Raw genomic sequence first — 21,041 nt, 5'->3', positions numbered from 1 at the left:
CGGACGGCAGTGACCGGAGATCAGAAAACATGACGCTCCAGGTGGCCGGCACGAGGAGGGGAAACCCTCGTTTTGTGCTGGCCTTTTTATTTGCCTGGATTCCAGCGCTTGAGGCGGCACAAGCCAGCAGTCATGGAAGAAGGAAAGAAGCGACGCGTGAAAAAACATGCATGAAAAAAAGGAGGAGCAACAAATGGAAAAAGCCGTCAACAACGCAGCGCCCCGCAGCACCTCTGTTTTTGATCTGAACGGTGTCCCTGCTTTGGGAAAAGCCGTTCCCCTGGGTCTTCAGCACGTACTGGCCATGATTGTGGGTAACGTGACCCCGGCCATCATCATTGCCGGTGTGGTGGGTCTGAATTCTGCCGACCGCACGCTGCTGGTGCAGTGTGCCATGTTCATTGCGGGTATTGCCACCCTGCTGCAGCTGTACCCCATTGGCAAAGTGGGTTCAGGTCTTCCGGTGATTATGGGCGTCAGCTTTGCTTACGTGCCCACCATCATCGCCATTGGTTCCCAGTACGGCATTGCCGGTATTTTTGGTGCCCAGCTGGTGGGCGGATGTGTCGCCGTTCTGGTGGGGATCTTCATCAAGCATGTGCGCAAATATTTTCCTCCCCTGGTGGCTGGAACTGTGGTGTTCACCATTGGCCTGTCCCTCTACCCCATCGCCATCAACTACATCGCCGGAGGCGTTGGATCCCCCACTTATGGCTCTTACACCAACTGGGCAGTGGCCATCATCACCCTGTCAGTGGTACTGTTTTGCAATCAGTTTGCAAAGGGATATTTCAAATTGGCTTCCATTTTGGTGGGCATCGCTGTAGGCTATGTCATCGCCATTTTACTGAACCTGGTGAGCTTTGCCCCTGTGGCCGAAGCAGCCTGGTTTGCCCTTCCCCGCCCCCTTCACTTTGGCATTGAGTTTTATCCGCCGGCCATTCTCAGCATGGTCATCATGTACATTGTCAACTCGGTTCAGGCCGTGGGCGATCTTTCAGCCACCACTGTGGGTGGCATGGGTCGGGAAGTCACCGACAGAGAACTTTCCGGCGGGATTGTGGGTAACGGGGTTTCCAGCATAGTGGCTTCTTTCTTCGGGGGGCTGCCCACAGCCACCTACAGCCAGAACGTGGGTATTGTAGCCATGACGAAAGTGGTCAGTCGTTTCGTTCTGGGCATTGCCGCTGCCTTCATCCTGCTGGCAGGATTTGTGCCCAAATTTGGAGCCGTGATGACCACCATTCCCCAGAGCGTGCTGGGAGGTGCCACCATCACCGTTTTTGCCATGATCACCATGACAGGTATCAAACTGATTATTCAGGATGAACTATCTGGCCGGAACATGGCCATTGTGGGCCTGGCAGTGGCCCTGGGCATTGGCATCACCCAAGTGCCCCAGTCACTGGAACTCTTTCCTGACTGGGTGATGATGGTCTTTGGGCGTTCAGCCGTCGTCATCGCCACCATCGTGGCCTTTACTCTGAACCTGATTTTGCCCCAAAAAACCCTGGCAGACGAACAACAGGAAAGAAAAGAGATGGAACAGGAGGGATAGTGTATGATCACCGTTAAAAACGTGATAACCCCCTCAACAACGGCTGAAGCCTTTGAAGCCCTGCAGCAGAACCGTTTCGCCACGCTGTTGGGGGGCGGTGCCTTTCTGCGGATGGGCAGCAAGAACATCACCACCCTCATTGACCTCTCCCGGTGTGGGTTGCACTGCATCACAGAACATGATGACCACTGGGAAATCGGTGCCGCGGTGACTTTGGGTGAACTGGAACAGCACCGGGAGCTGAACCGGCAGTACGCCGGCCTCCCGGCCGCCGCCGTCAGAGAAATTGTGGGAGTGCAGCTGCGCAATGTGGTGACGGTGGGTGCCAGTGTCTACGCCCGGTACGGATTTTCCGATCTGATCACTGGCCTCTTGGCGCTGCCGGTGAAGGTGCGGCTGCATCAGGCAGGGGAAATGCCACTGGAGACTTTTTTAGAGCAGGGAGCCGGCGGGAAAGATTTGCTGGAAGCCGTTATTATTGAAAAAGGAGTTTGTAAGGGCGGTTATGTGTCTCTTCGCAAAACGGCTGGAGATTACGCCCTTCTCAATGCGGCGGCAGCGGTGGTCAATGGAAAGCTGCGCATCAGTGTGGGAGCCCGGCCTCGCCGGGCAGCGCTGGCCCACAGTGCCATGTCCCTTTTGCAAGAGGCAGCGGTGACCCTCAACGAATCTTCACAGATGATCTGGACTGAAGAAGTCATTCAGCAGGCCGCAGAAACCGCCGCCGGGGAGCTGGTTTTCGGTACCAACAGCCGGAGCAGCAGTGCATACCGGCAGCATCTTTGCCGGGTACTGGTGGCCCGGGTGCTTAGGGCTTGCAATGAAGGAGGTGGTCGGTCATGAAATTGAATACCACCATCAACGGTGTTGCCAAAATCCTTGAAATCTCCCCCGATGCCTATCTGGTGGATGTGCTAAGGGAAAACGGCTGCCTGGGAGTGCGCCAGGCCTGTGACACCGGCAACTGCGGTGTCTGTACCGTGCATCTGGATGGCCGGGCGGTGCTCTCCTGTGTGTTGCTGGCAGTGAAAGCGGAAGGGCGGGAAATCACCACCATAGAAGGCGTGCCTGAGGCAGCCGTCGCCATTGCCCGCTGTTTTGTGGCAGAAGGGGCAGATCAGTGCGGTTATTGCACCAGTGGCACCGTGATGAATATCCTCTATCTGGAAGCTCTGGTGGCACAGCCCACAGAAGCAGAGATCATGCACCATCTAAAAGGAAACTTGTGCCGCTGTACCGGCTACGCCAGTCAGCTGCGGGCCATCAAGGCCTACTTCGCAGCCAAAGCCGGCAGAGAAGACCTGCTGCCAGATGAAGCCGCTGCCAAACATCTTGAAAACACCGGCGCTACGACTGCCGACAATGTGCCAGGGGCAGCACGCCCGATTTCTGGAGAAGGGAAGGTGGCCCCATGACGCTGAAAATTGTGAAACAAAGCCTTCCAAAAATGGACGGCATGAGCCTGGTCACCGGCAAAGGCGTGTATACCGACGACCTGACTCCCCGGGATGCACTGGTGGTGCGGGTGTTGCGCAGTCCCCATGCCCATGCCCGCATATCCCGCATCGATAAATCCCGGGCAGAAAAAGTGCCAGGAGTGGTCTGTGTCCTCACCCATGAAGACGTGATTCGAAAGCCCTTCACCCGGGCAGGGCAAAGCTACCCGGAACTGTCGCCCCACGACAAGTTTCTGTTGGATGCCACTGTGCGTCACGTGGGGGACGATGTGGCCATCGTGGCAGCAGAGACTCTCCAGGCGGCGGAAAAAGCCATGAAGCTCATCAAAGTGACCTACGAGCCCCTGCCCCTGGTGCTGGACATGGAAAGCGCCGACAGCCAGCCACCTATCCATCCCGAACCGGAAATACTGGCAAAAGCCAGCTTCGGGTTTGACCCCCAGCAAAACATCGCCGGCACCGTTGCCTTTGAACTGGGACAGGTGGATGAAGTGCTGCCGGACTGTGACCTGGTGACGACCCATACCTACCGCACCCAGGGCCAGGCCCAGGCCATGATGGAAACCCAGCGCACCTTCACTTATCTGGATGTTTACGGGCGTCTGGTGGTGGTCAGCTCCACACAAATTCCCTTCCATGTGCGGCGCATACTGGCCAATGCCCTGGACCTACCCGCCTCCCGCATACGGGTGATCAAACCCCGAATTGGCGGCGGCTTTGGCTCCAAACAAACGGTCCACTCAGAGTTTTATCCTGCCCTGATCACCCTGAAAACCGGCCGGCCGGCAAAAATTGTCTACACCCGCCGGGAAGTATTTCGGGGTACCACCTCACGTCACGCCATGACGTTTACCATCACCCTGGGAGCCTCCCGGGATGGCACTCTCAAGGCCATCGACATGAACGGCATCTGGGATACAGGTGCTTACGGGGAGCATGCGGCCACCACCCTGGGCAGTGCCGGGAAGAAAGTCCTTACCCTTTACAACCGGGTGGAAGCCTGTCGGTTTCGGGGCAAGGCAGTCTACACCAACCATGTGCCCGGCGGTGCTCTGCGGGGTTACGGTGTGACCCAGGGCATCTTTGCACTGGAATCGGCCATCAACGAGCTGGCCCATGAACTGGGGCTTGATCCGGCGGTGGTCCGGGAAAAAAATATGATTCGCCAGGGGGAAACCACTCCCCTTTACAACATGGTCACCAAAGGCGCCGGCGAGGCACCCATGCTCATGGACAGCTGCCTGTTGGAAGCCTGTGTGACCCGGGGCAAAGCCCTCATCGGATGGGAAAGCAAATATCCCCGGCAGCAGGTGAGCAGTAACCGGGTGCGGGGGGTAGGCATGGCCATCTCCCAGCAGGGTTCAGGGCTGCCCAACATTGATATGGCGGCTGCCAGCTTGAAACTCAATGACGACGGTTTTTTCAGCCTGACCCTGGGATCCACCGACATCGGTACCGGTGCCGACACCATTCTCGCCCAGATAGCCGCGGAAGCACTGGGAGTTCCCATGGATCGCATCGTTCTCTACACCGCCGATACCGACCTGACCCCCTTTGACAGTGGGGCCTACGCTTCCAGCACCACCTATACCACCGGCAATGCCATTCTGGACGCCGCCGGCAAAATGTTGGCAGCCATTCAGAAAACCGGTGCCGCCTATTTCGATACAGTGGAAGAAAACATTGATTTCGACGGTGAACAGGTGATTCGTCGCCAGCCCTATGAAACCATCAGCCTGGCTGCGTTTTCCCAAAAAATCACCTACAGCGTCATTCATGAACAACTGTCTGTCACTGGCTCCTATGTGCCTAAAAAGGCGGCGCCGCCCTTCATGGCCGGCTTCGCTCAGGTGGAAGTGGATCTGGAGACCGGCCAGGTCACCCTGGAAGATTTTGTGGGCGTGGTGGACTGCGGCACTCCCATTAACCCCATGCTGGCCAAAGTGCAGGCCGAAGGCGGCATTGCCCAGGGCATCGGACTGGCCCTTTACGAGGAAGCCGCTTATACCACCACCGGCAAGCTGATTCAGGATACCTTCATGCAATACAAGCTGCCGGGACGCACCGATGTGGGCACCATTCGGGTGGAGCTCCTGGACGGCTTCGACGACACCGGCCCCTATGGCGCCAAATCCATTGGTGAAGTGGTGGTGAACACCGTAGCCCCTGCTATCACCGACGCCATTTACAATGCCTGCGGTGTACGAATCCGGGAACTGCCCGCCACACCGGAAAAAGTGTTTTGCCAACTGCAGCAGACTTCCGCTCTTCGTCATTTTCAGGTATAATGCTGGTAACATCACTTTGCTGTTACCGGCAGTCTATCATGGGCCAATATTCCGAACAACGGCTGGGCGACCATGAGACCGGTCAATGCCAACAGACAGCACGAAAGGCATGGTCATCATGGCTTATGAATACGGCATCTACATCGCTGCCCTGATTCTCTCCCTCCTGGTGACCACCTGCGTGGGAAGCTATCTACTGTTTAAAAGCCGAAAGGCAAAAGGAGCGCCTTACTTTCTCATGATGCTGTTCCTGGTTATTTTATGGACCGGCGGCACCCTCTTTGAGACGGTAGGCGCTTCTTTGTCTGTCAAGATATTCTGGGTGCAGGTCCAGTACATCACCTTCTGTTACCTCCCTGTGGTGCTCTTGGCCCTGAGTGTCAGTGTGACCGGTCATGCCAATTGGATCAGCCGGCGACGGCTGGCGGTCTTCAGCCTGATGCCATCGATTCTGATGGGACTGGTCTGGACCAATCAGCATCATGGACTGATCAGAAACAACGAATACCTGGTGATGGCACATGCTTTTCCAGTCATTCATAAAACCTATGGGCCAGGGTTTTATCTGCTGGTTTTTTATGCCTACACCCTCATGTTAACCGCTCTGTTGATTTTTATTCATGCAGGTGTCACCGGCAAGGGGATTACCCGCAAGCAACTGGGATTTGTGCTGGCAGGTGTTGGCATTCTGGTGTTGTCAAATATTCTTTACACTTTTGGAATGAGCCCCATAGAAGCCTATGACATCACCCCGGCCCTCATTGGACCCTGCGGCCTGATTATCAGCATTGGAATCTTCTACCACCGCCTTTTTGATCTGATGCCCATTGCCAGAAACAGAGTGGTTGAAACCATGGGGGCAGCGATGGTGGTGATGGATATGGATCATCGAATCGTGGACATGAACCCGGCGGCTCAAAGCATGTTTAAGCTGTCATCCATTGCCAAAAATCAGCCGGCCGAAGCAGTCTTCTCTGATCAGCTGCCACTTTTGACCGCCTCGCTGGACAACCAGATTGGCAGCCGGGAGTTTTCCATCAACACAGGGACTGAAGACCGCTATTACGAGGCTTTCTTCTCGATGCTGTATGAAAAAGCGCCGGTTCCCATTGGCAAACTCATGGTGATTCACGATGTGACCGACAAAAGAAAAATTGCCGCAGTCCATTTGGAACAACAGCGCAGGCTGGCGGTGGCGGAAGAAAAAGAACGCATGGCCCGTGATCTCCACGATAATCTGGGTCAGGTACTGGGGTTTATTAATATGCAGGCCCAGGGAATTCAGCGGGAACTAACCCAAATGGGTGTTGAAAACGTCCATGGACGCTTACAGCAGCTGGCAGACACCACCCGTCTGGCTCACGGTGAAATCAGGGCATACATACGCAGTGTGAGAGGAACAGCAGATCATCGCCAACACTTTTTGAAAGCCATTGAAAATGAAACGGCGCGCCTTCAACAGGCGACAGCCATTGCCTGCCATTTGGAAACACCCGCTGCCCACTTCTTTCAACAGATGGCCGCGTCTATGCAACTACAGCTGCTTAACATGATAAGGGAAGCTCTCAACAACATTCGCAAGCATGCTGCCGCTGCCAACGTAAACCTCAGGCTGGAGGCATCCGTTGAAGAACAGCAGCTGACAATCATCATTGAAGATGACGGAATAGGATTTGATCCGACAGAAGCAAAACGCAGAGTAGCTGCGAAAGAGAGTTTTGGCCTGACCATTCTCGAAGAAAGAGCCCGGGAGATTGGAGCCAATCTGGTTATTCGGTCTGCCACCGGTCAAGGAACAACCGTGCGAATTAACGTACCTGCCCAAAAGGAGTGGTTCAATGCAACGTCGAGTCTTACTGGTTGATGATCATACCCTCTTTATGGAGGGATTGAAGTACTTGCTGGAAACCTACGACATACAGGTGGCGGGGGAGGCTCGCAATGGCATTGAAGCCATGGAAAAAATGGTGCAGTTGCAACCGGACCTGGTGCTCATGGATATCAAAATGCCGGTGAGGGGTGGACTGGAAACCCTGCGGGAAATGAAAACCCTTTTTCCACAGGTGCCGGTGGTGATGCTGACCACATCAGAAGACGCACCGGATATTTCCAGAGCGATGGCCTATGGGGCTTCCGGATACCTGTTGAAAGACACGGCAGGGACAGATCTCATTGATTTTTTGAATGAACTGGAAGGCTGCAAGGGAAATGCTCCGGGTGACATGGTGGTTCGCAGTGGTGACATATCGGACAAGATGGCAAGCCTGGAAATGGAAAGTGAAGCGACCGGCAAGAAAGCGGCTCTGGCGGTGCATCGCAGACTGTCACGACAGCAGCGGGAAATTCTCACATTGGTGGCTGAAGGAAACACCTACCAGCAAACAGGCAGGCTGCTGGGCGTCAGCGGCAGAACGGTGAAGTATCACATGGAACGAATTATGATCAAGCTGAATCTGAAGAACCGCACACAGGTCATCGCCTATGCTGTTGAAAACCAGTTAATTAAGAAACGGGGCGGAATAACGGCAAAAGCCAATGAGCGATGGGTGAACCAGAGTGTTAACCGACCCAAGAGAACTGCCAAAAAAATCATGAAGGAGTGGTGATATGTCAGTGATGAAAGGGCGCAACCAACGCCATCTGACAGCTTTTATACTGCTGGTGCTGGCCCAGGAGTCGATGCACGGCGGGGCAATTCATACAACTTTGCGGGAAAAACTACCGAATTTCAACACAGATACAGGAGCAATTTATCGCTGTTTGCAGGAACTTGAGAAAGACCAGGCCGTTAAATCAAGCTGGCATACGGAGGAGTCAGGACCGGCAAGAAAAGTGTATGAAATATCAGAAACCGGATTAACAGAATTGGATGAATGGAAAAAAGACATTGAAACCAGGTTGGAAAACTTACAGTTTTTTCTGCGTGAATATGAAGCGTTCACGGAAAAACGCCATTCACTGCAGCGTCAAAAAGAGCGTTAATCAGGGCACTTCTGAATAAAACGGATACCGAACAAGAGAAATGAAATGAGAACAGAAAGAGGCAGAAAAATGATAAAAAGATGATTGACAAGCGATGCGACTAACACTATACTGTTTTTGACAGTACAGTCACAAAGACAGCGCTCGTCATTTTTTTTAAGCGCCAAATGATAAAGATAATCAAAATCATAAACCAGCACCTGAAGGAGGCAGAGCAGATCATGACAACCAAAGATTATGAAAGACTGCTTACAAAACCAACCAGAGAAGCGGACGATCAGGAAGCCTTTTGGGACAAACGAGCCAAAATCTTTCATCGCAACACAAAAGCGAAGAAAAGCGAGCATGTCGTAAAAATGATGGAAGCGCTCATGTATCGAAAGGTATTGAAACAGAAAGGAGAAGTACTGGACATTGGCTGTGGCACAGGAAGATACGCCATGGCCTTCGCCGAGCAGGGACAGCAGGTGTATGCATCAGATATATCGTCGGAAATGCTCCGATACACGGCAGAAAGCTGTCAGGCAGCGGGTCTTGTCAACGTACAGTGCGTTAAGCAGGACTGGTCAGCGACAGCAATCAGTGAACTGGGTTGGAAGAATAAGTTTCAATTGGTCTTTGCATCAATGTCCCCGGCCATTCAATCTTTGAAAGAAATTGAAAAAATGTCTGAAGCCAGCAGTGGGTATTGCCTTGTTGGAAGAATGATTGAATCAAAGAACGATGTCGAAACGGAAGTGATGCAGCAGTTAAAATTGTCACGCCCGTATGACCCGCACAACGACCGGCAAATCCCCTACGCCATGCTGAATATACTTTGGTTGCTGGGTTATGATCCTGAAATTTTTTACACAGAAGAATCGCAGCAGGTGAAACGTTCTGTTGTTGATACGATTGAAGGATATGCCCATCGGTTGAAAGATGCCGACAAAGCCACATTGGAAGCGATTGAATCATTCGTGTCACAACGCCAAGTCGACGGTGAAATTCAAAGTCGTTCCTGTTCCAAAATGTGTTGGATTCTTTGGAACACACAGCAATCGAATCGAGCATGAAAGGAGTCGGCAAAATGACAACAAGAGAAGAATTTCGTGGAGGCACACACATGCATGTGAAAAAATGGTTTGTGGCAGGGGTGTTGATGTGCGCACTGGTGCTTGCGGGCTGCCAGCAGTCTAATGTGTCGGATGCGGCAGCAGGGCAGGCTCAGGAAACACAAACCGAGCAAGAAACACCAACCGATCAGAAGACACAGGAGGAACAGCCGAAAAACACAGTTCTTCGCCTGGCCGGTGGAGATACCGGACTGCCAAATCCCTTCAGGCATCATCCCAGAGGACCTGGAATGGCGAAAATGCAACTGCTGTACGATTCATTGCTTGAAAAAAATGAAGAAGGGTTAATTCCCTGGCTGGCAGCAGACTGGAAAATGAGTGAAGATGGAAAAGTGATCACTTTTTCCCTGGTTGAGGGAGCTGTGTGGCATGACGGAGAACCCCTGACAGCTGAAGATGTGGTGTTTACCTATGAGTATTATCAAAAGCATCCGCCGGTGAGCAACAGTTTGATGGCAGACGGAGGCTATATCATCGAAAGTGTCAAAGCGCCTGATAGCAAAACGGTTCAAATGACAGTCCGGCAGCCAAGTGCCACCCACTTGGCAAACATCGGTTTCATGAGAATTTTACCAAAGCACATTTGGGAAACAGTGGAAGACCCTGCCGCCTACGAAGGAGAGGATGCTGTCGTGGGCAGCGGCCCATTTGTGATGGACTCCTACAATCCGCAACAGGGAACCTATCGATTTCTGGCTTTTCAGGATTATTGGGGGGCAAACCCGCGGGTGGCTGCCATCGAATGGGTACCGGTGAGCGATGCTGTACTGGCCTTTGAAAACAACGAGATCAGCCTCATTAATGCGTCGACAGATGTGCTGGCCCGTTATGAAAATCAGCCAGACTTCACAATTGACTCAAAACACTCTTTCCACAACTACCGACTCATGATGAACATGGAGCGGCGCAGTGAGTTTCAGGCCATTGAACTGCGTCAGGCATTGGCTTATGCCATTGATCGGGAAGGACTGATTGAAAAGGTGGAAAGAGGGTCAGGGGCCATTGGCAGCATGGGTTACATACCAGAAGCAAACAAGTGGTACAACCCCAATGTGAAACAATATGATTATGACATTGAAAAAGCCAAAGCACTCATTGGAGAGGCATCCCATACATTCAGTCTTATCATCGGCAATGATCCTAAAGAAGTGAGAATTGCCGAGTTGATGAAAATTGATCTTGATCAGGTGGGAATCACACTCAACATCGAAAGCGTCGACAGCAAATCGCGAGACGAAGCCGTTCAAAAAGAGAATTATGAACTGGCCCTCATTAATACGGGAGGACTGGGGGGCGACCCTGATTACCTGCGGGTAACCTATGCAGACGAGCAGGCAACTGGTTTGGCCAGTACCATTCCCGGGTACGCCAACGAAGCAATTAACCGGTTGGCAACAGTACAGCGGACAGAAATGGATGAAGCAAAACGAAAAGAGTTAATCGATCAGTTACAGGAAATGATTGCAGAAGAAGTGCCCATGATTCTGCTTTATGGAGCAGTTGATAATCATCTTTACCGACCGGCAGAATACGATGGTTGGATGTACCGGTATGACCATAACAAAACAGATCATAACAAGCTGTCATACCTGGAGCGGAATGATCAATGATCAGACGGTACGTCATCACATTTGTTTTTATTGTCACAGTTAACTTTTTGATCCCCAGGCTCATGCCTGGGGATCCCTTCCTCTATCTCTCTGTGGAAGACGGGCAGGTAAACACCAGTTTTTCAGAGGAACAGACAGCGTACTACCGTTCCTATTATGGACTTGACCAGAGCCTTTTGAACCAATATATCCGCTACATCAACAATCTGATGCAGGGTGATCTGGGCACCAGCATTTATCACAACGTCAGTGTTGTCAGCCTGCTGGCCGCCCGATTTCCCTGGACATTGGCGTTGGTACTGGTGTCGATGACGCTTAGCTGTCTGCTGGGCGTTCTGTTGGGGAGCCTGTCAGTCTGGTTTAGAAATCGGCGAAGCGATGAAATTCTATATACGACGATGATCATTTTGTCAGAAATCCCACCTTACCTGGCAGGTGCTTTTTTGCTGTATTTTATGGCGGCAAAATGGCAGTGGTTTCCCCTGTCAGGAGGGATCAGTCCCTTCAATGAGTTTTCGTTATCAAACGCGGGTGCATATCTGAAAGAACTTCTCTGGTATGGGGCATTGCCGGTGACGACCTTGGTGCTCACCAGACTGGGCGGCTTTTACCTGATCACTCGAAACAGTCTGGTGATGGTTTTTGACAAGGAGTATATGAAAACAGCAAAAGGAAAAGGACTGACAACAGCAAGACGACTTTTTAGGCACGCATTGCGCAACGCATTGCCACCTATTTTAACCCGATACTTCATGAGTCTTGGAATGGTATTTGGAAGTGCTGTGCTTGTGGAAAATGTATTTCGATACCCGGGAATAGGGCGGCTCATGCAAGAAGCGGTAATGACCCGGGATTACGTATTGCTGCAAGGTGTTTTTCTGTTAATGGCAGTCTCTGTGTTGTTAATGAACCTATTGGCCGACCTGTTGTCAAAAAAACTTGACCCGAGGGTGAGTTGAATGGCTGCAAAAATAAAAACGATATGGCACCGGTTTACCCTTGGGGGTAAAGTGAGTCTGGCAATCATCATAGGCATTGCAGCCATGTGGATGCTTTCACCGATGGTTGCCCGACACTCCCATCGCATTCCTTCGGGCCCGGTGCTGGAAGCACCCAGTGCAGTGCATTGGCTGGGGACAGACGACTTGGGCATTGATTTGTGGGCACAGCTTTGCCATGGGGCTGGAGCCAGCCTGCAAATAGGCATAGGAACTGCATTGTTGGCAGGTGTCGGCGGCAGTCTGTTGGGAGTGCTGGCAGGCTATCACGGCGGCAAACTGGATCAACTGATCATGGGTATCTGTGACATGATGATGGTGGTTCCTCAGCTTCCGTCAATGATTGTGCTGGGAGCCTTCTTCGGTGCCGGTAGAAGCAACATGATAATGATCATTGCCATTTTTGCATGGGCAGCTCCGGCCCGAATTGTCCGCTCCAAAATACGCTCTATGAAACATGATAAGTACATTGTAGCTGCCAGCAGTTATGGTGCCGGTTTTTTCCACTTGCTTAAAACTCATTTTCTCCCTGGAATCCTGCCACTGGTCGTGGTGAACCTGATGCGTATCTTCAGCCATGCCATCGTGGCTGAAGCGGGGCTTGCTTTTATTGGACTGGGAGATCCTATTGCGAAGAGTTGGGGTATGATTCTGAACCGATCGTTGAATTTCCCGGGGATCTACTTCACTGCATACTGGAAATGGTGGGTTGTTGCTCCGGTGGCTTTTTTAATCTCTCTGATGCTGGCGCTGGCGATGGTGGGAAGAGATTTGGAAAGGGTCGTTAACAGGAAACGATAGCAATCACTTTAAAGGAAAGAGACCCACTCAAAGAGAAAGGGAGAGCACTGATGTCAGAGAGTCTTTTAGAAGTGAGACAATTGTCAGTTTGTTATGAATCTGAATACCGGCAGACTGTTCAGGCAGTCAAAAATGTGAATCTGCACCTGAAGCCAGGGGAAAGCATGGGCATCATCGGTGAATCTGGCAGCGGCAAAAGCACACTGGCCATGGCTCTCATGGGATTGCTGCACCATGATCATGCCCGGGTGACAGGCGACATTGAGTTTCAGGGCAAGCGGCTCATTCATGGAGAAGAAAACAGCTGGCATCACTACCGATGGCGCAAAGGCGCCGTTGTCTTTCAAAACAGCCTTGAAGTGCTTAACCCGGTTTTGTCAGTGGGTGAGCAGATACAGGAAACCGTCGGACGGCATCTTGCACTCAGCCGGAAAGAATCTCGCATGAGGGCCGTTAAGTATATGGAAATGGTCAAACTTGACCCCAAATGGTTAAGCCGTTATCCCCATGAACTGTCGGGGGGAATGAGGCAAAGAGTGCTGGTGGCCATGGCGCTGTCTTGCGAACCCAGGCTGCTTATCGTGGATGAACCGACAACTGCGCTGGATACCCCGGCGAAAAAAGAGATGGTTCAATTGTTTCAAAGACTTCAACAGCAGCAGCAATTTGCCATGCTGGTCATTTCCCACGAAATGCCGGTGATGCTGGAACTGACAGAAAAAATCATGGTTATGTACCAGGGTATGATCTTTGAACAGGGTAACACCAAAGAGGTGATCAGACATCCCGGGCACCCCTACACCAGAGGCCTCATCGGATCATCACCGGCAATCAATCCTTACCGGGATCTCTGGGGCATTCCGGGAATCCAGGAACACATCGATCCAAAACAGTGTCCCTTTTACCAACGGTGCAACCAGCGGGTAGAAGCCTGTGAACAACAATGCCCGGTATTGACTGATGTGGCTCCCCGGCGACAGGTGGCCTGTCTGAGAGGCGGAATTGTCACTCTTTTGGAAGGTAGGGGAATTAATAAAACCTTCGGTGATGGCAAAGAAACCATTACCGCCTGTCGGGATTGCCATCTGAAAGTGAGAGCAGGCGAAACAGTGGCATTAATGGGAATGTCTGGTTCTGGCAAATCAACACTGGCAGAAGTTTTGGCGGGAATCATTGAACCTGATGAAGGAGAAGTATTCTTTGAAGGGAGAAAGGTGCGGCGCAATCGGGAAACTGCTAAAATTGGCGGCATGCAGATTGTTTTTCAAGACCCGCTCTCTGCCACCAATGAACAAATGTCCATTGAAGATGTGGTGGCAGAACCACTCACCATCATGAAAGTTGGGACTAAAGACGAACGGCGGCAGGCGGTGAAGCAAGCGTTGAAAGACGTGCAGATGCCACAGTCGGAAGATTTTCTTAACAGTCCTGCTTTCGCCTTGAGTGGCGGGCAACGCCAGCGAATCGCCATTGCCCGAAGTCTAACCATGAAGCCGAAACTCTTAATTGCAGACGAGATCACTTCAATGCTGGATCCATCCACCCAGGCAAATCTCATCAGGCTTCTAAAAGGCTTGCAGAATCAAAATGGGTTTGCCATGCTTTATATTTCCCATGACATCGATCTGACACGAAAAGTGGCAGATTGGGTCTACATCATGGAGCACGCGACCATCATTCAGGAAGGCCCGGCCAGCGAACTGTTGCATCCGCACATTCACCACCGTCATCAATGTGATGATGGGAACCATCATGAAAGACATCGTCAAAGAAAACATCATATGATCGTTTCGGTTAGCTGATGTGAACATTAAATTGGTTATCCACAGACATCCGGCGATGTTTTGCGTCATTTAAGGTGATAACTTGGAATCGGAAAATCAGAAAAACCCCAAATGGCGCGAAGGTAGTGTGAAGATGGATGAGAAAGGTGGCAGATGAAGCATGAAAATTGGAATCATTGTGTACTCTCAAACCGGCCATACCCTGTCGGTGGCGGAAAAAATCAGGGAGAAACTGGGAGAAGCCGGCCACGAAGCCGTCCTGGAGCAGGTGACCATTACCGGTGAACCGGCAGAAGGGAAGTTTCAGCTGGCGGCAACGCCGACAGTGGACGGTTATGAAGGGCTGATCTTCGGGTCACCGGTGCAGGGTTTTTCCCTCAGTGCGGTGATGAAAACCTATTTGGAGCAGCTGCCCTCACTGGCAGGTAAAAAGACGGCTGTTATGGTCACCAAGCAGCTGCCTTTTGCCTGGACAGGCGGCAACCGGGCCCTGAATACCATGAAGCAAATCTGCAAAGACAAGAACGCTCAGGTGGCCGGCAGTGCCGTGGCTTTCTGGGCAGCATCAAAACAGGAAAAAAGTGTGGCCGCATGTGTGGATTCAATGGTGCGATGTTTTTAAAGGATGAAAATCAATAAGGCTGTCCTCAGACGATCTTCCGTCGGGGACAGCCTTATTATTTTCCCGAAGCAGCAAAAAAGAGATCACTGAAAGAACTTCTTGTGTCAGGGGGATAATTCAGGAACGGGGCGGTTCAGCGGGCAGCTCCAGTTGTTGTTGCTGGTTGAAAAAACTTCGTGAGCCATAAAAAACCATGAGAAACACTGTCAGCGTGACACTGCCGGTGATCCCCAGCATTATGGCAATCTGGTATTCAATGGCGGTTACGGGAGAAACGCCTGAAAGAATCTGACCAGTCATCATTCCGGGTAGAAAGACGATTCCCATCCCCAGCATGGAGTTGATGGTGGGTAGAATGGCAGCGTCAAAGGCGCTGTTGGCAAGAGGGCGGACAGCTGCGGCGGGGGTGGCTCCCAGCATCAAGGCACCTTCCACCAACTGGCGCTGTTGGTGAACACCGTCGATAAGCTTTCCGGCTCCCAGTGCAATTCCAGTCATGGAATTGCCAATGATCATCCCCCCCAGAGGAATGAAATACTGGGGGTGGTACCAGGGAACCAGGCGAATTACCACCAGAATAAAGAAGAAGAGGCTGGCACCTGTTCCCAGAATCATGGCAAGGGCAATGATCCTTTTAAGGGCGGGTGTCAAGGGCGATTTAATCCGCTGGTAAATGTTGAAAACGGCAAAAGCCTGCATCACCATCAATGTGAACAGCGTGATGGCGGGGTGAGGGTTATCGAAAATCAGCACCAGCACGTATCCGGTTACAATGAGCTGCAGCGTCATACGGACACTGGCCAGAAAGATTTCTTTTTCCCTGGGAATACCCCTGGCTTTCACCAGCAGTATGAGCAGAACCACAAAAAGATAGGCGGCAGCCAGCTGCCATAATTGAAGCTGAATAATCTCATTCATGGGAGATACCTCCTGTGACATCTCGGGGTGTTCCATGGGCAAAAACAAGATGTTTTTCGCCCATGGAGGCCGCCAGGGTTTTTGAATGGGTGACCAGCAGCAATGTTTTCTGCTGCTGATGCACACGCTCCACCACACGCTGCAAAACGAAGCTTTCGGTTTCATCGTCAAGGGAAGCAGAAGGTTCATCCAGCAGCAAAACATCGGGGTTCATCAGCAGCACCCGGCCAAGGGCCAGGCGCTGTTTTTCACCGCCGGAAAGTTTGAAGGGATCTTTATCCAGTGGTTGTTGCAGCTTGACAAACCGAAGCATCTCAGCCAGTTCCGTTCCCGAGGCATCCGGTTTTTCTGAAAAGCGCAGGCCCATCTGCAGATTATCGGCAATGCTGCCGGGGAAAAGCAATGGCTCCTGAGACATCATCACCACCTGGCGACGCAGGGTAACCGGATCAATCTCTTCAAGGGGGGTTCCCTGGTAGTTGATTGTTCCAGTATCAGGAGAGATCATTCGATTCAGCAGACGCAAAAAAGTACTCTTTCCGCTGCCGCTTTCGCCGTTGATACAGGTGATGGTTTGTGGTTCAATGGTCAGGGCAGGAATATCCAATATGGAACCAACACGCAGCTGATTAATCTGAAACATGCTTTCCCTCCGTTTCCCGAACCAGTTCCAGGGCTTTATCCCTGGCAGCCGCCAGTAAGGCATCGCCCTTGGGAGTGGTTCGATAGTACTTTCTCATTCGACCATCATCCACCCGCGTTTCATGAACAAGATGTCCCTCTTTTTCAAGGGAGTGAAATATCGGATAAAGGGTACCGGGGCTGATGTCGTAGCCGTGGTGACGCAGTTCATCCATCATCCATGAACCATAGATGGGCTCCTTGGAAGCATGATGCAGCAAATGGATCTGAATAAAACCAAGAAACAGTTTTCGGAGTACTCGGTCTTCCATCATGACACCCTCCTTTAACATAATCGAAATACGATATCGGAAATCGTCAATAACAATATACCACAGTTTTCAAGGCACTGCAAGTCAGTAACCGTTGAATGAATGCTGCCGGTCAATGCACGCTTCATTATGGAGCAGACAAAGAAGCTTTCTGCACAGACAAAGAAGCCTCCTGCACAGATGGCAGAAGACTTCTTTGTTTGAAACAAATTGATGGGAGGGGAAGGGGATTGCCGTTTTAAAATTAGAAGCGACCGATGATCACTTCATCTTCACTGAGAATACCGGCATCCACCAAGGCACGCTGGAACGAAGTGGATTCCCGTGAAATGCGCACTGTTGCACCAGAGATGCCATCAATTGAATTTTGCACCGTTCGGGTGGCACCGGATTCAACATCCACCCCAAAGATGTTATCGTCGTTGACAGCTCCCGCATATCGTGAGACTGACCAGTCAACCAGTGATGTCATCTGAGTGGCATCCTGACCAATCAGATTCTGGGCAATGGCATCGTAGTTACCTGCCCAACCACCCAAACCGAAGTAACCATAGGAAGCGTCTTTGGATTGGGGAACACCATCGGCAAATTCAACTCCCATTGCTTCCAGGAATTCCTGAATACTGGAGCTTTCATCAATTTCTGCCAGAATACCCATATCATTCACCACATGAGACCATATATCAATATTGAAGAAATTCTTGTCAGCCAGCTCATCCCATGAGGCAGGCTTCATCAGACCGCCGCTGGAGGTGCGAACAGTGGGAATCAGCAAGCCGCTGCCGATGGTCACATCGCCCACAGGCATTGAAAAATCAAAGTCAGCTTCAAATTTAGACTCGTACAGGTAACGGGTGACCGGATCCACCATTCCCACAATGACAGTGCCGTTGTCATCAGCAGCCACGGCGTAAAAAGACATCATGTCAGCAGTATAAACGGTGAACATGGAAGTGCCGCGTTTGTAATCGTCGCCTGGGACGGCGGCAACGGGTTCAACGGAAAAGTCAGCTTTCAAATAGGCATTGCCGCTTTGGCGGGTGGTCCAGTATCCGTCCATCAGTACAAAAAAACGCATGGTGGCATCGGTGATGATCCCGTCATCATCCAGTTCCAGAATGGTTTCAACATACTGGTCGGATTCTTCAAAAGAACCGCCGTCAGCTTCACCCCGCCAGGAATATCCCACATAATGGCCTGCCAGAGACGGTGGTGCAGGAGTTGCCGGCTGCTCTGTTGCTGGTGATTCCGGTGCTTCGGTGGTTCCGGTGTCAGCAGGGGAACAGGCAGTGGTCAGGCCCAGGGTGATGAGTAAGAGGACAACAAGTGACAATGGTAGTAATTTCTTGCGCATCATGATCTCTCCCTTTCAGATTAAGTAGTTTGTTAAAATGGTCACAACATGTGGCGACAATTGGCACCATATGGGTTAAGCTCAATCTATCATGAAAACGTTTCGCCAGGTGCACCTCTCGACCAGCATATGTCCCTAAATGAAGGACAATCATCCCAGGGATTAGAAATCTGAACTGCTGGGGTGCTTTGTTAAACCCAAGGGGTACTCTCCACATGAAAAAGCCCTGAACCTTTTTGGATGGCAGTGCATCCCGCAGATTCAGGGCTTCATGGAGAGGTTTGTGGAACTTGCAACGGTAATACTACCGAAGTGTCTTTCGTTTTTGCCAGTACATGGCAGCTTCAGTTCGGTTGGAGGCATTCAGCTTCTTCAAAATGCGGCTCACATTATTGCGTGCGGTTTTTTCGGAAATAAACAGCACTTCGCTGATCTCCCGGTTGGTTTTTCCCTGGCTGACCAGTTCGATGATCTGCTGTTCCTGCAAGCTCAGTGTTTCATCAGATGAAGGCCCCTCCTTCACAGCGTTCATCACTTTTGCCATGATCACCGGATCAAGGGCCGGGTTTCCCTGTGCCACATCCCGCAGACCTTTAATGATGCTTTTGCTGTCAACGCTTTTCAGCAGATATCCCTCTGCGCCTGACTTAATGGCTTCCAGCACAATGGTATCCTCAGCGAAAGCTGACAAAATCATCACCTTCACATGGGGATTCTGCTTTTTAATTTCACGGCAGCCAGAAGCACCATCCCCATCGGGCAGCTTTATGTCAAGCAGAACAATATCAGGCGAACTCCCGGGGATACCGGCATAAGCTTCTTTTAATGTCCCGGCTTCACCGCAGACAGTCATACCCTCGCTCCGTTCAATGAGTGAACGTATCCCCGAGCGAACAATGGCATGGTCATCCACCAGAAATATTTTCAGCACCTTTTCTTCATTCTCACTCATCATTTTCCGACTCCTCCCAGGGAACACTGATCATAACAGTGGTGCCATTGGAATGACTGCTAATGGTCAGCACTCCGTTGATTTCCTGTGCCCGTTCTTTCATATGCTGAAGGCCGAAATGACTGTCAGCAGGAACCTCCTGTGGCGAAAATCCTTTCCCATTATCCTTGACACTGGCAATGAAACTGGACATGGTGGAACGAATCACGATGGTCAGCCGGGTGGCTTCTGAGTGTTTGAAAGCATTCCAGAGCGCTTCCTGAATAATGTAATAAATATGGGTCGTTTTTTCCCTGGAGAGAGCTCCGTAGGTAAAGGCCGGCACCTGATCCTCAAAAGAGACAGGAATGCCCCAGCTCTTTTCAAATTGTTGCAATAAAGCCCGTAACCCGCTGCGCAAATCTTCCATTTGAATCACTGGCTCCGGGCCGTGGCCGATGAAAGCGCGAATCTGATCCATCGACCAGTTGAGATCTTGCCTGATGTCGGTAAGCGCCTGCAAATGCCGGGGATTGTCTTCCTGTTCCATCAGTTCTTCCAGTTTAAGGCCTGTGACAAAGAGATGCTGGACGATCACATCGTGCAGTTCCCGGCCCATCTCACTGCGCTGTTGTGAAATGGTTTGCTGCTCTGTCAGGCGCTTCAGATTTCTCTCGTTTTCCCACTCAAAGAGACGTATCAGGTTCACAAAGAGCAAGGTGATGGCAATGGCACTGGCCGCCCGCCCCACCTCCACAGGAAAACCGGTGAGGTGGAGAAAGGCGTCTTTATTCAGAACATTACTGGGAAAAAAACCTTTATTATCCACAATTAAACCGGCAAAAAAGCCATAAGAGGCAAATAGAACGGCCAACCCCCGCATTTTCAGGGCAGCTCTTGTCAGTTTCAGCTCATGAAGCTCCCGGGCATTGCGGAACAGGGCATAGACAGTGATGACGGCACCGGGAAAACCGATGAAGTAGCGGCTGAAAATGTCTTCCAGAAAAACCCAGTGCAGCTGTGAGGTACCGTAAACAGCATAGGCTGCCACAAACGCAAGGGTCCAGCCGCCGAAAACAAACCAGGGAATCTGGCACATTCTTCTGCGGATGGTTTCACTGCTGTTTTGCAACAGGCATGCGCCAAACACCCACAGAAAAACAAAAGAAATACCATTGGTAAAAGTGCCCAGGGCAAAAAGATGCCGCTGAAAACCGGGAACCAGTCCGGAGATCCGTACCATGATGATCCATTCCGTGAACCCGTGGATAACACCGAAAAGCCCCAGGTAGACAATGGAGCGCTGCAGGGGAAAACTGCTGCTTCGGGTGGTGCCTTGCTGCAGCAGGGCGGCAATTCCCATGGTAAAAAAAGCCAGGCCATAAACAAAAAAAAGAAAAATATAGGCATTGCCTGAATACATGAGCGCATCACCTGCCTGTGTGAGGTATTCATATTACACCACGAAAATGCGTCAAGATCAATAGCAAGTCGGTCGGAGATGGTGGGACTAAGAGTGAAAAGGGTGGGTTAGAGGAGAAACCAAGGAATAACAGAACAAATAAAGAGAGTGGACACGTCGCCTGATAAAATTCCAGGGAGACAGGTGTCCACTCTGATTGACTGATAAAAACAATGGATAATCCGCACAGGGAACAATCATTAAAGAA

Annotated in this window: 19 protein-coding genes; 13 read left to right on the top strand and 6 right to left on the bottom strand. The window is 51.2% G+C overall.

Annotated elements, in window-relative coordinates:
• Window positions 1–193: 193 nt before the first annotated feature.
• The 13 genes from QOL74_RS12770 (at window position 194) to QOL74_RS12710 (ending at window position 15,215) form a co-directional block, all read left to right on the top strand.
• A complete protein-coding gene (locus tag QOL74_RS12770; RefSeq protein ID WP_283409878.1) occupies window positions 194–1,558 on the top strand; it encodes a uracil-xanthine permease family protein in 1,365 nt (454 codons plus the stop codon).
• A gap of 3 nt (window positions 1,559–1,561) precedes the next feature.
• Complete coding sequence (locus tag QOL74_RS12765) at window positions 1,562–2,401, top strand: FAD binding domain-containing protein (protein WP_283409877.1); 840 nt, start codon at window positions 1,562–1,564, stop codon at window positions 2,399–2,401.
• Window positions 2,398–2,973 (top strand): (2Fe-2S)-binding protein, encoded by a 576-nt coding sequence (locus tag QOL74_RS12760; protein ID WP_283409876.1) that lies wholly within the window; start codon window positions 2,398–2,400, stop codon window positions 2,971–2,973. The genes QOL74_RS12765 and QOL74_RS12760 overlap by 4 nt, the downstream gene beginning before the upstream one ends.
• Window positions 2,970–5,303: a xanthine dehydrogenase family protein molybdopterin-binding subunit gene (locus tag QOL74_RS12755; RefSeq protein WP_283409875.1), complete on the top strand. Its 2,334-nt coding sequence runs from the start codon at window positions 2,970–2,972 to the stop codon at window positions 5,301–5,303. Before QOL74_RS12760 ends, QOL74_RS12755 begins: the two co-directional genes overlap by 4 nt.
• Before the next feature lie 85 nt (window positions 5,304–5,388).
• Complete coding sequence (locus tag QOL74_RS12750) at window positions 5,389–7,167, top strand: histidine kinase N-terminal 7TM domain-containing protein (protein ID WP_283409874.1); 1,779 nt, start codon at window positions 5,389–5,391, stop codon at window positions 7,165–7,167.
• A complete protein-coding gene (locus QOL74_RS12745; protein WP_283409873.1) occupies window positions 7,142–7,909 on the top strand; it encodes a response regulator transcription factor in 768 nt (255 codons plus the stop codon). The genes QOL74_RS12750 and QOL74_RS12745 overlap by 26 nt, the downstream gene beginning before the upstream one ends.
• Window position 7,910: 1 nt before the next feature.
• Window positions 7,911–8,285, top strand: a complete 375-nt coding sequence (locus QOL74_RS12740; RefSeq protein WP_283409872.1) for a PadR family transcriptional regulator — start codon at window positions 7,911–7,913, stop codon at window positions 8,283–8,285.
• Between the two features lie 221 nt (window positions 8,286–8,506).
• The gene (locus QOL74_RS12735; RefSeq protein ID WP_283409871.1) at window positions 8,507–9,340 is read left to right on the top strand and encodes a class I SAM-dependent methyltransferase; all 834 of its coding nucleotides are present in this window, start codon (window positions 8,507–8,509) and stop codon (window positions 9,338–9,340) included.
• A 14-nt stretch (window positions 9,341–9,354) separates the two neighbouring features.
• Window positions 9,355–11,010: an ABC transporter substrate-binding protein gene (locus QOL74_RS12730; RefSeq protein ID WP_283409870.1), complete on the top strand. Its 1,656-nt coding sequence runs from the start codon at window positions 9,355–9,357 to the stop codon at window positions 11,008–11,010.
• A complete protein-coding gene (locus tag QOL74_RS12725; protein ID WP_283409869.1) occupies window positions 11,007–11,969 on the top strand; it encodes an ABC transporter permease in 963 nt (320 codons plus the stop codon). Before QOL74_RS12730 ends, QOL74_RS12725 begins: the two co-directional genes overlap by 4 nt.
• Window positions 11,970–12,809 carry an ABC transporter permease gene (locus tag QOL74_RS12720; RefSeq protein ID WP_283409868.1) on the top strand — a complete coding sequence of 280 codons (840 nt, stop codon included), beginning with the start codon at window positions 11,970–11,972 and terminating at the stop codon, window positions 12,807–12,809.
• A 50-nt stretch (window positions 12,810–12,859) separates the two neighbouring features.
• Complete coding sequence (locus QOL74_RS12715) at window positions 12,860–14,611, top strand: ABC transporter ATP-binding protein (protein WP_283409867.1); 1,752 nt, start codon at window positions 12,860–12,862, stop codon at window positions 14,609–14,611.
• Between the two features lie 142 nt (window positions 14,612–14,753).
• Window positions 14,754–15,215: a flavodoxin family protein gene (locus QOL74_RS12710; protein WP_283409866.1), complete on the top strand. Its 462-nt coding sequence runs from the start codon at window positions 14,754–14,756 to the stop codon at window positions 15,213–15,215.
• A 117-nt stretch (window positions 15,216–15,332) separates the two neighbouring features.
• Here the strand turns inward: QOL74_RS12710 and QOL74_RS12705 are convergent, their stop codons facing one another.
• From QOL74_RS12705 to QOL74_RS12680, 6 genes are all read right to left on the bottom strand, one after another.
• The gene (locus tag QOL74_RS12705) at window positions 15,333–16,133 is read right to left on the bottom strand and encodes an ABC transporter permease (RefSeq protein WP_283409865.1); all 801 of its coding nucleotides are present in this window, start codon (window positions 16,131–16,133) and stop codon (window positions 15,333–15,335) included.
• Window positions 16,126–16,776, bottom strand: coding sequence for an ABC transporter ATP-binding protein (locus QOL74_RS12700; protein WP_283409864.1), 651 nt, complete (start codon window positions 16,774–16,776; stop codon window positions 16,126–16,128). The genes QOL74_RS12705 and QOL74_RS12700 overlap by 8 nt, the downstream gene beginning before the upstream one ends.
• Window positions 16,763–17,086 (bottom strand): PadR family transcriptional regulator, encoded by a 324-nt coding sequence (locus QOL74_RS12695; protein WP_283409863.1) that lies wholly within the window; start codon window positions 17,084–17,086, stop codon window positions 16,763–16,765. The genes QOL74_RS12700 and QOL74_RS12695 overlap by 14 nt, the downstream gene beginning before the upstream one ends.
• Window positions 17,087–17,330: 244 nt before the next feature.
• Complete coding sequence (locus QOL74_RS12690) at window positions 17,331–18,440, bottom strand: hypothetical protein (protein WP_283409862.1); 1,110 nt, start codon at window positions 18,438–18,440, stop codon at window positions 17,331–17,333.
• A gap of 304 nt (window positions 18,441–18,744) precedes the next feature.
• A complete protein-coding gene (locus QOL74_RS12685) occupies window positions 18,745–19,392 on the bottom strand; it encodes a response regulator transcription factor (RefSeq protein WP_283409861.1) in 648 nt (215 codons plus the stop codon).
• On the bottom strand, window positions 19,385–20,794 hold the full coding sequence (locus QOL74_RS12680; RefSeq protein WP_283409860.1) for a sensor histidine kinase: 1,410 nt from the start codon (window positions 20,792–20,794) through the stop codon (window positions 19,385–19,387). The genes QOL74_RS12685 and QOL74_RS12680 overlap by 8 nt, the downstream gene beginning before the upstream one ends.
• Window positions 20,795–21,041: the final 247 nt, after the last annotated feature.

Source organism: Anoxynatronum buryatiense (genome assembly GCF_900182905.1).
In the GTDB taxonomy this organism is placed as follows: Bacteria; Bacillota; Clostridia; order Peptostreptococcales; family Tindalliaceae; genus Anoxynatronum; species Anoxynatronum buryatiense.
The sequence above is the reverse complement of the archived record's forward strand: the minus strand, read 5'-3'. Positions and strand labels throughout refer to the sequence as shown.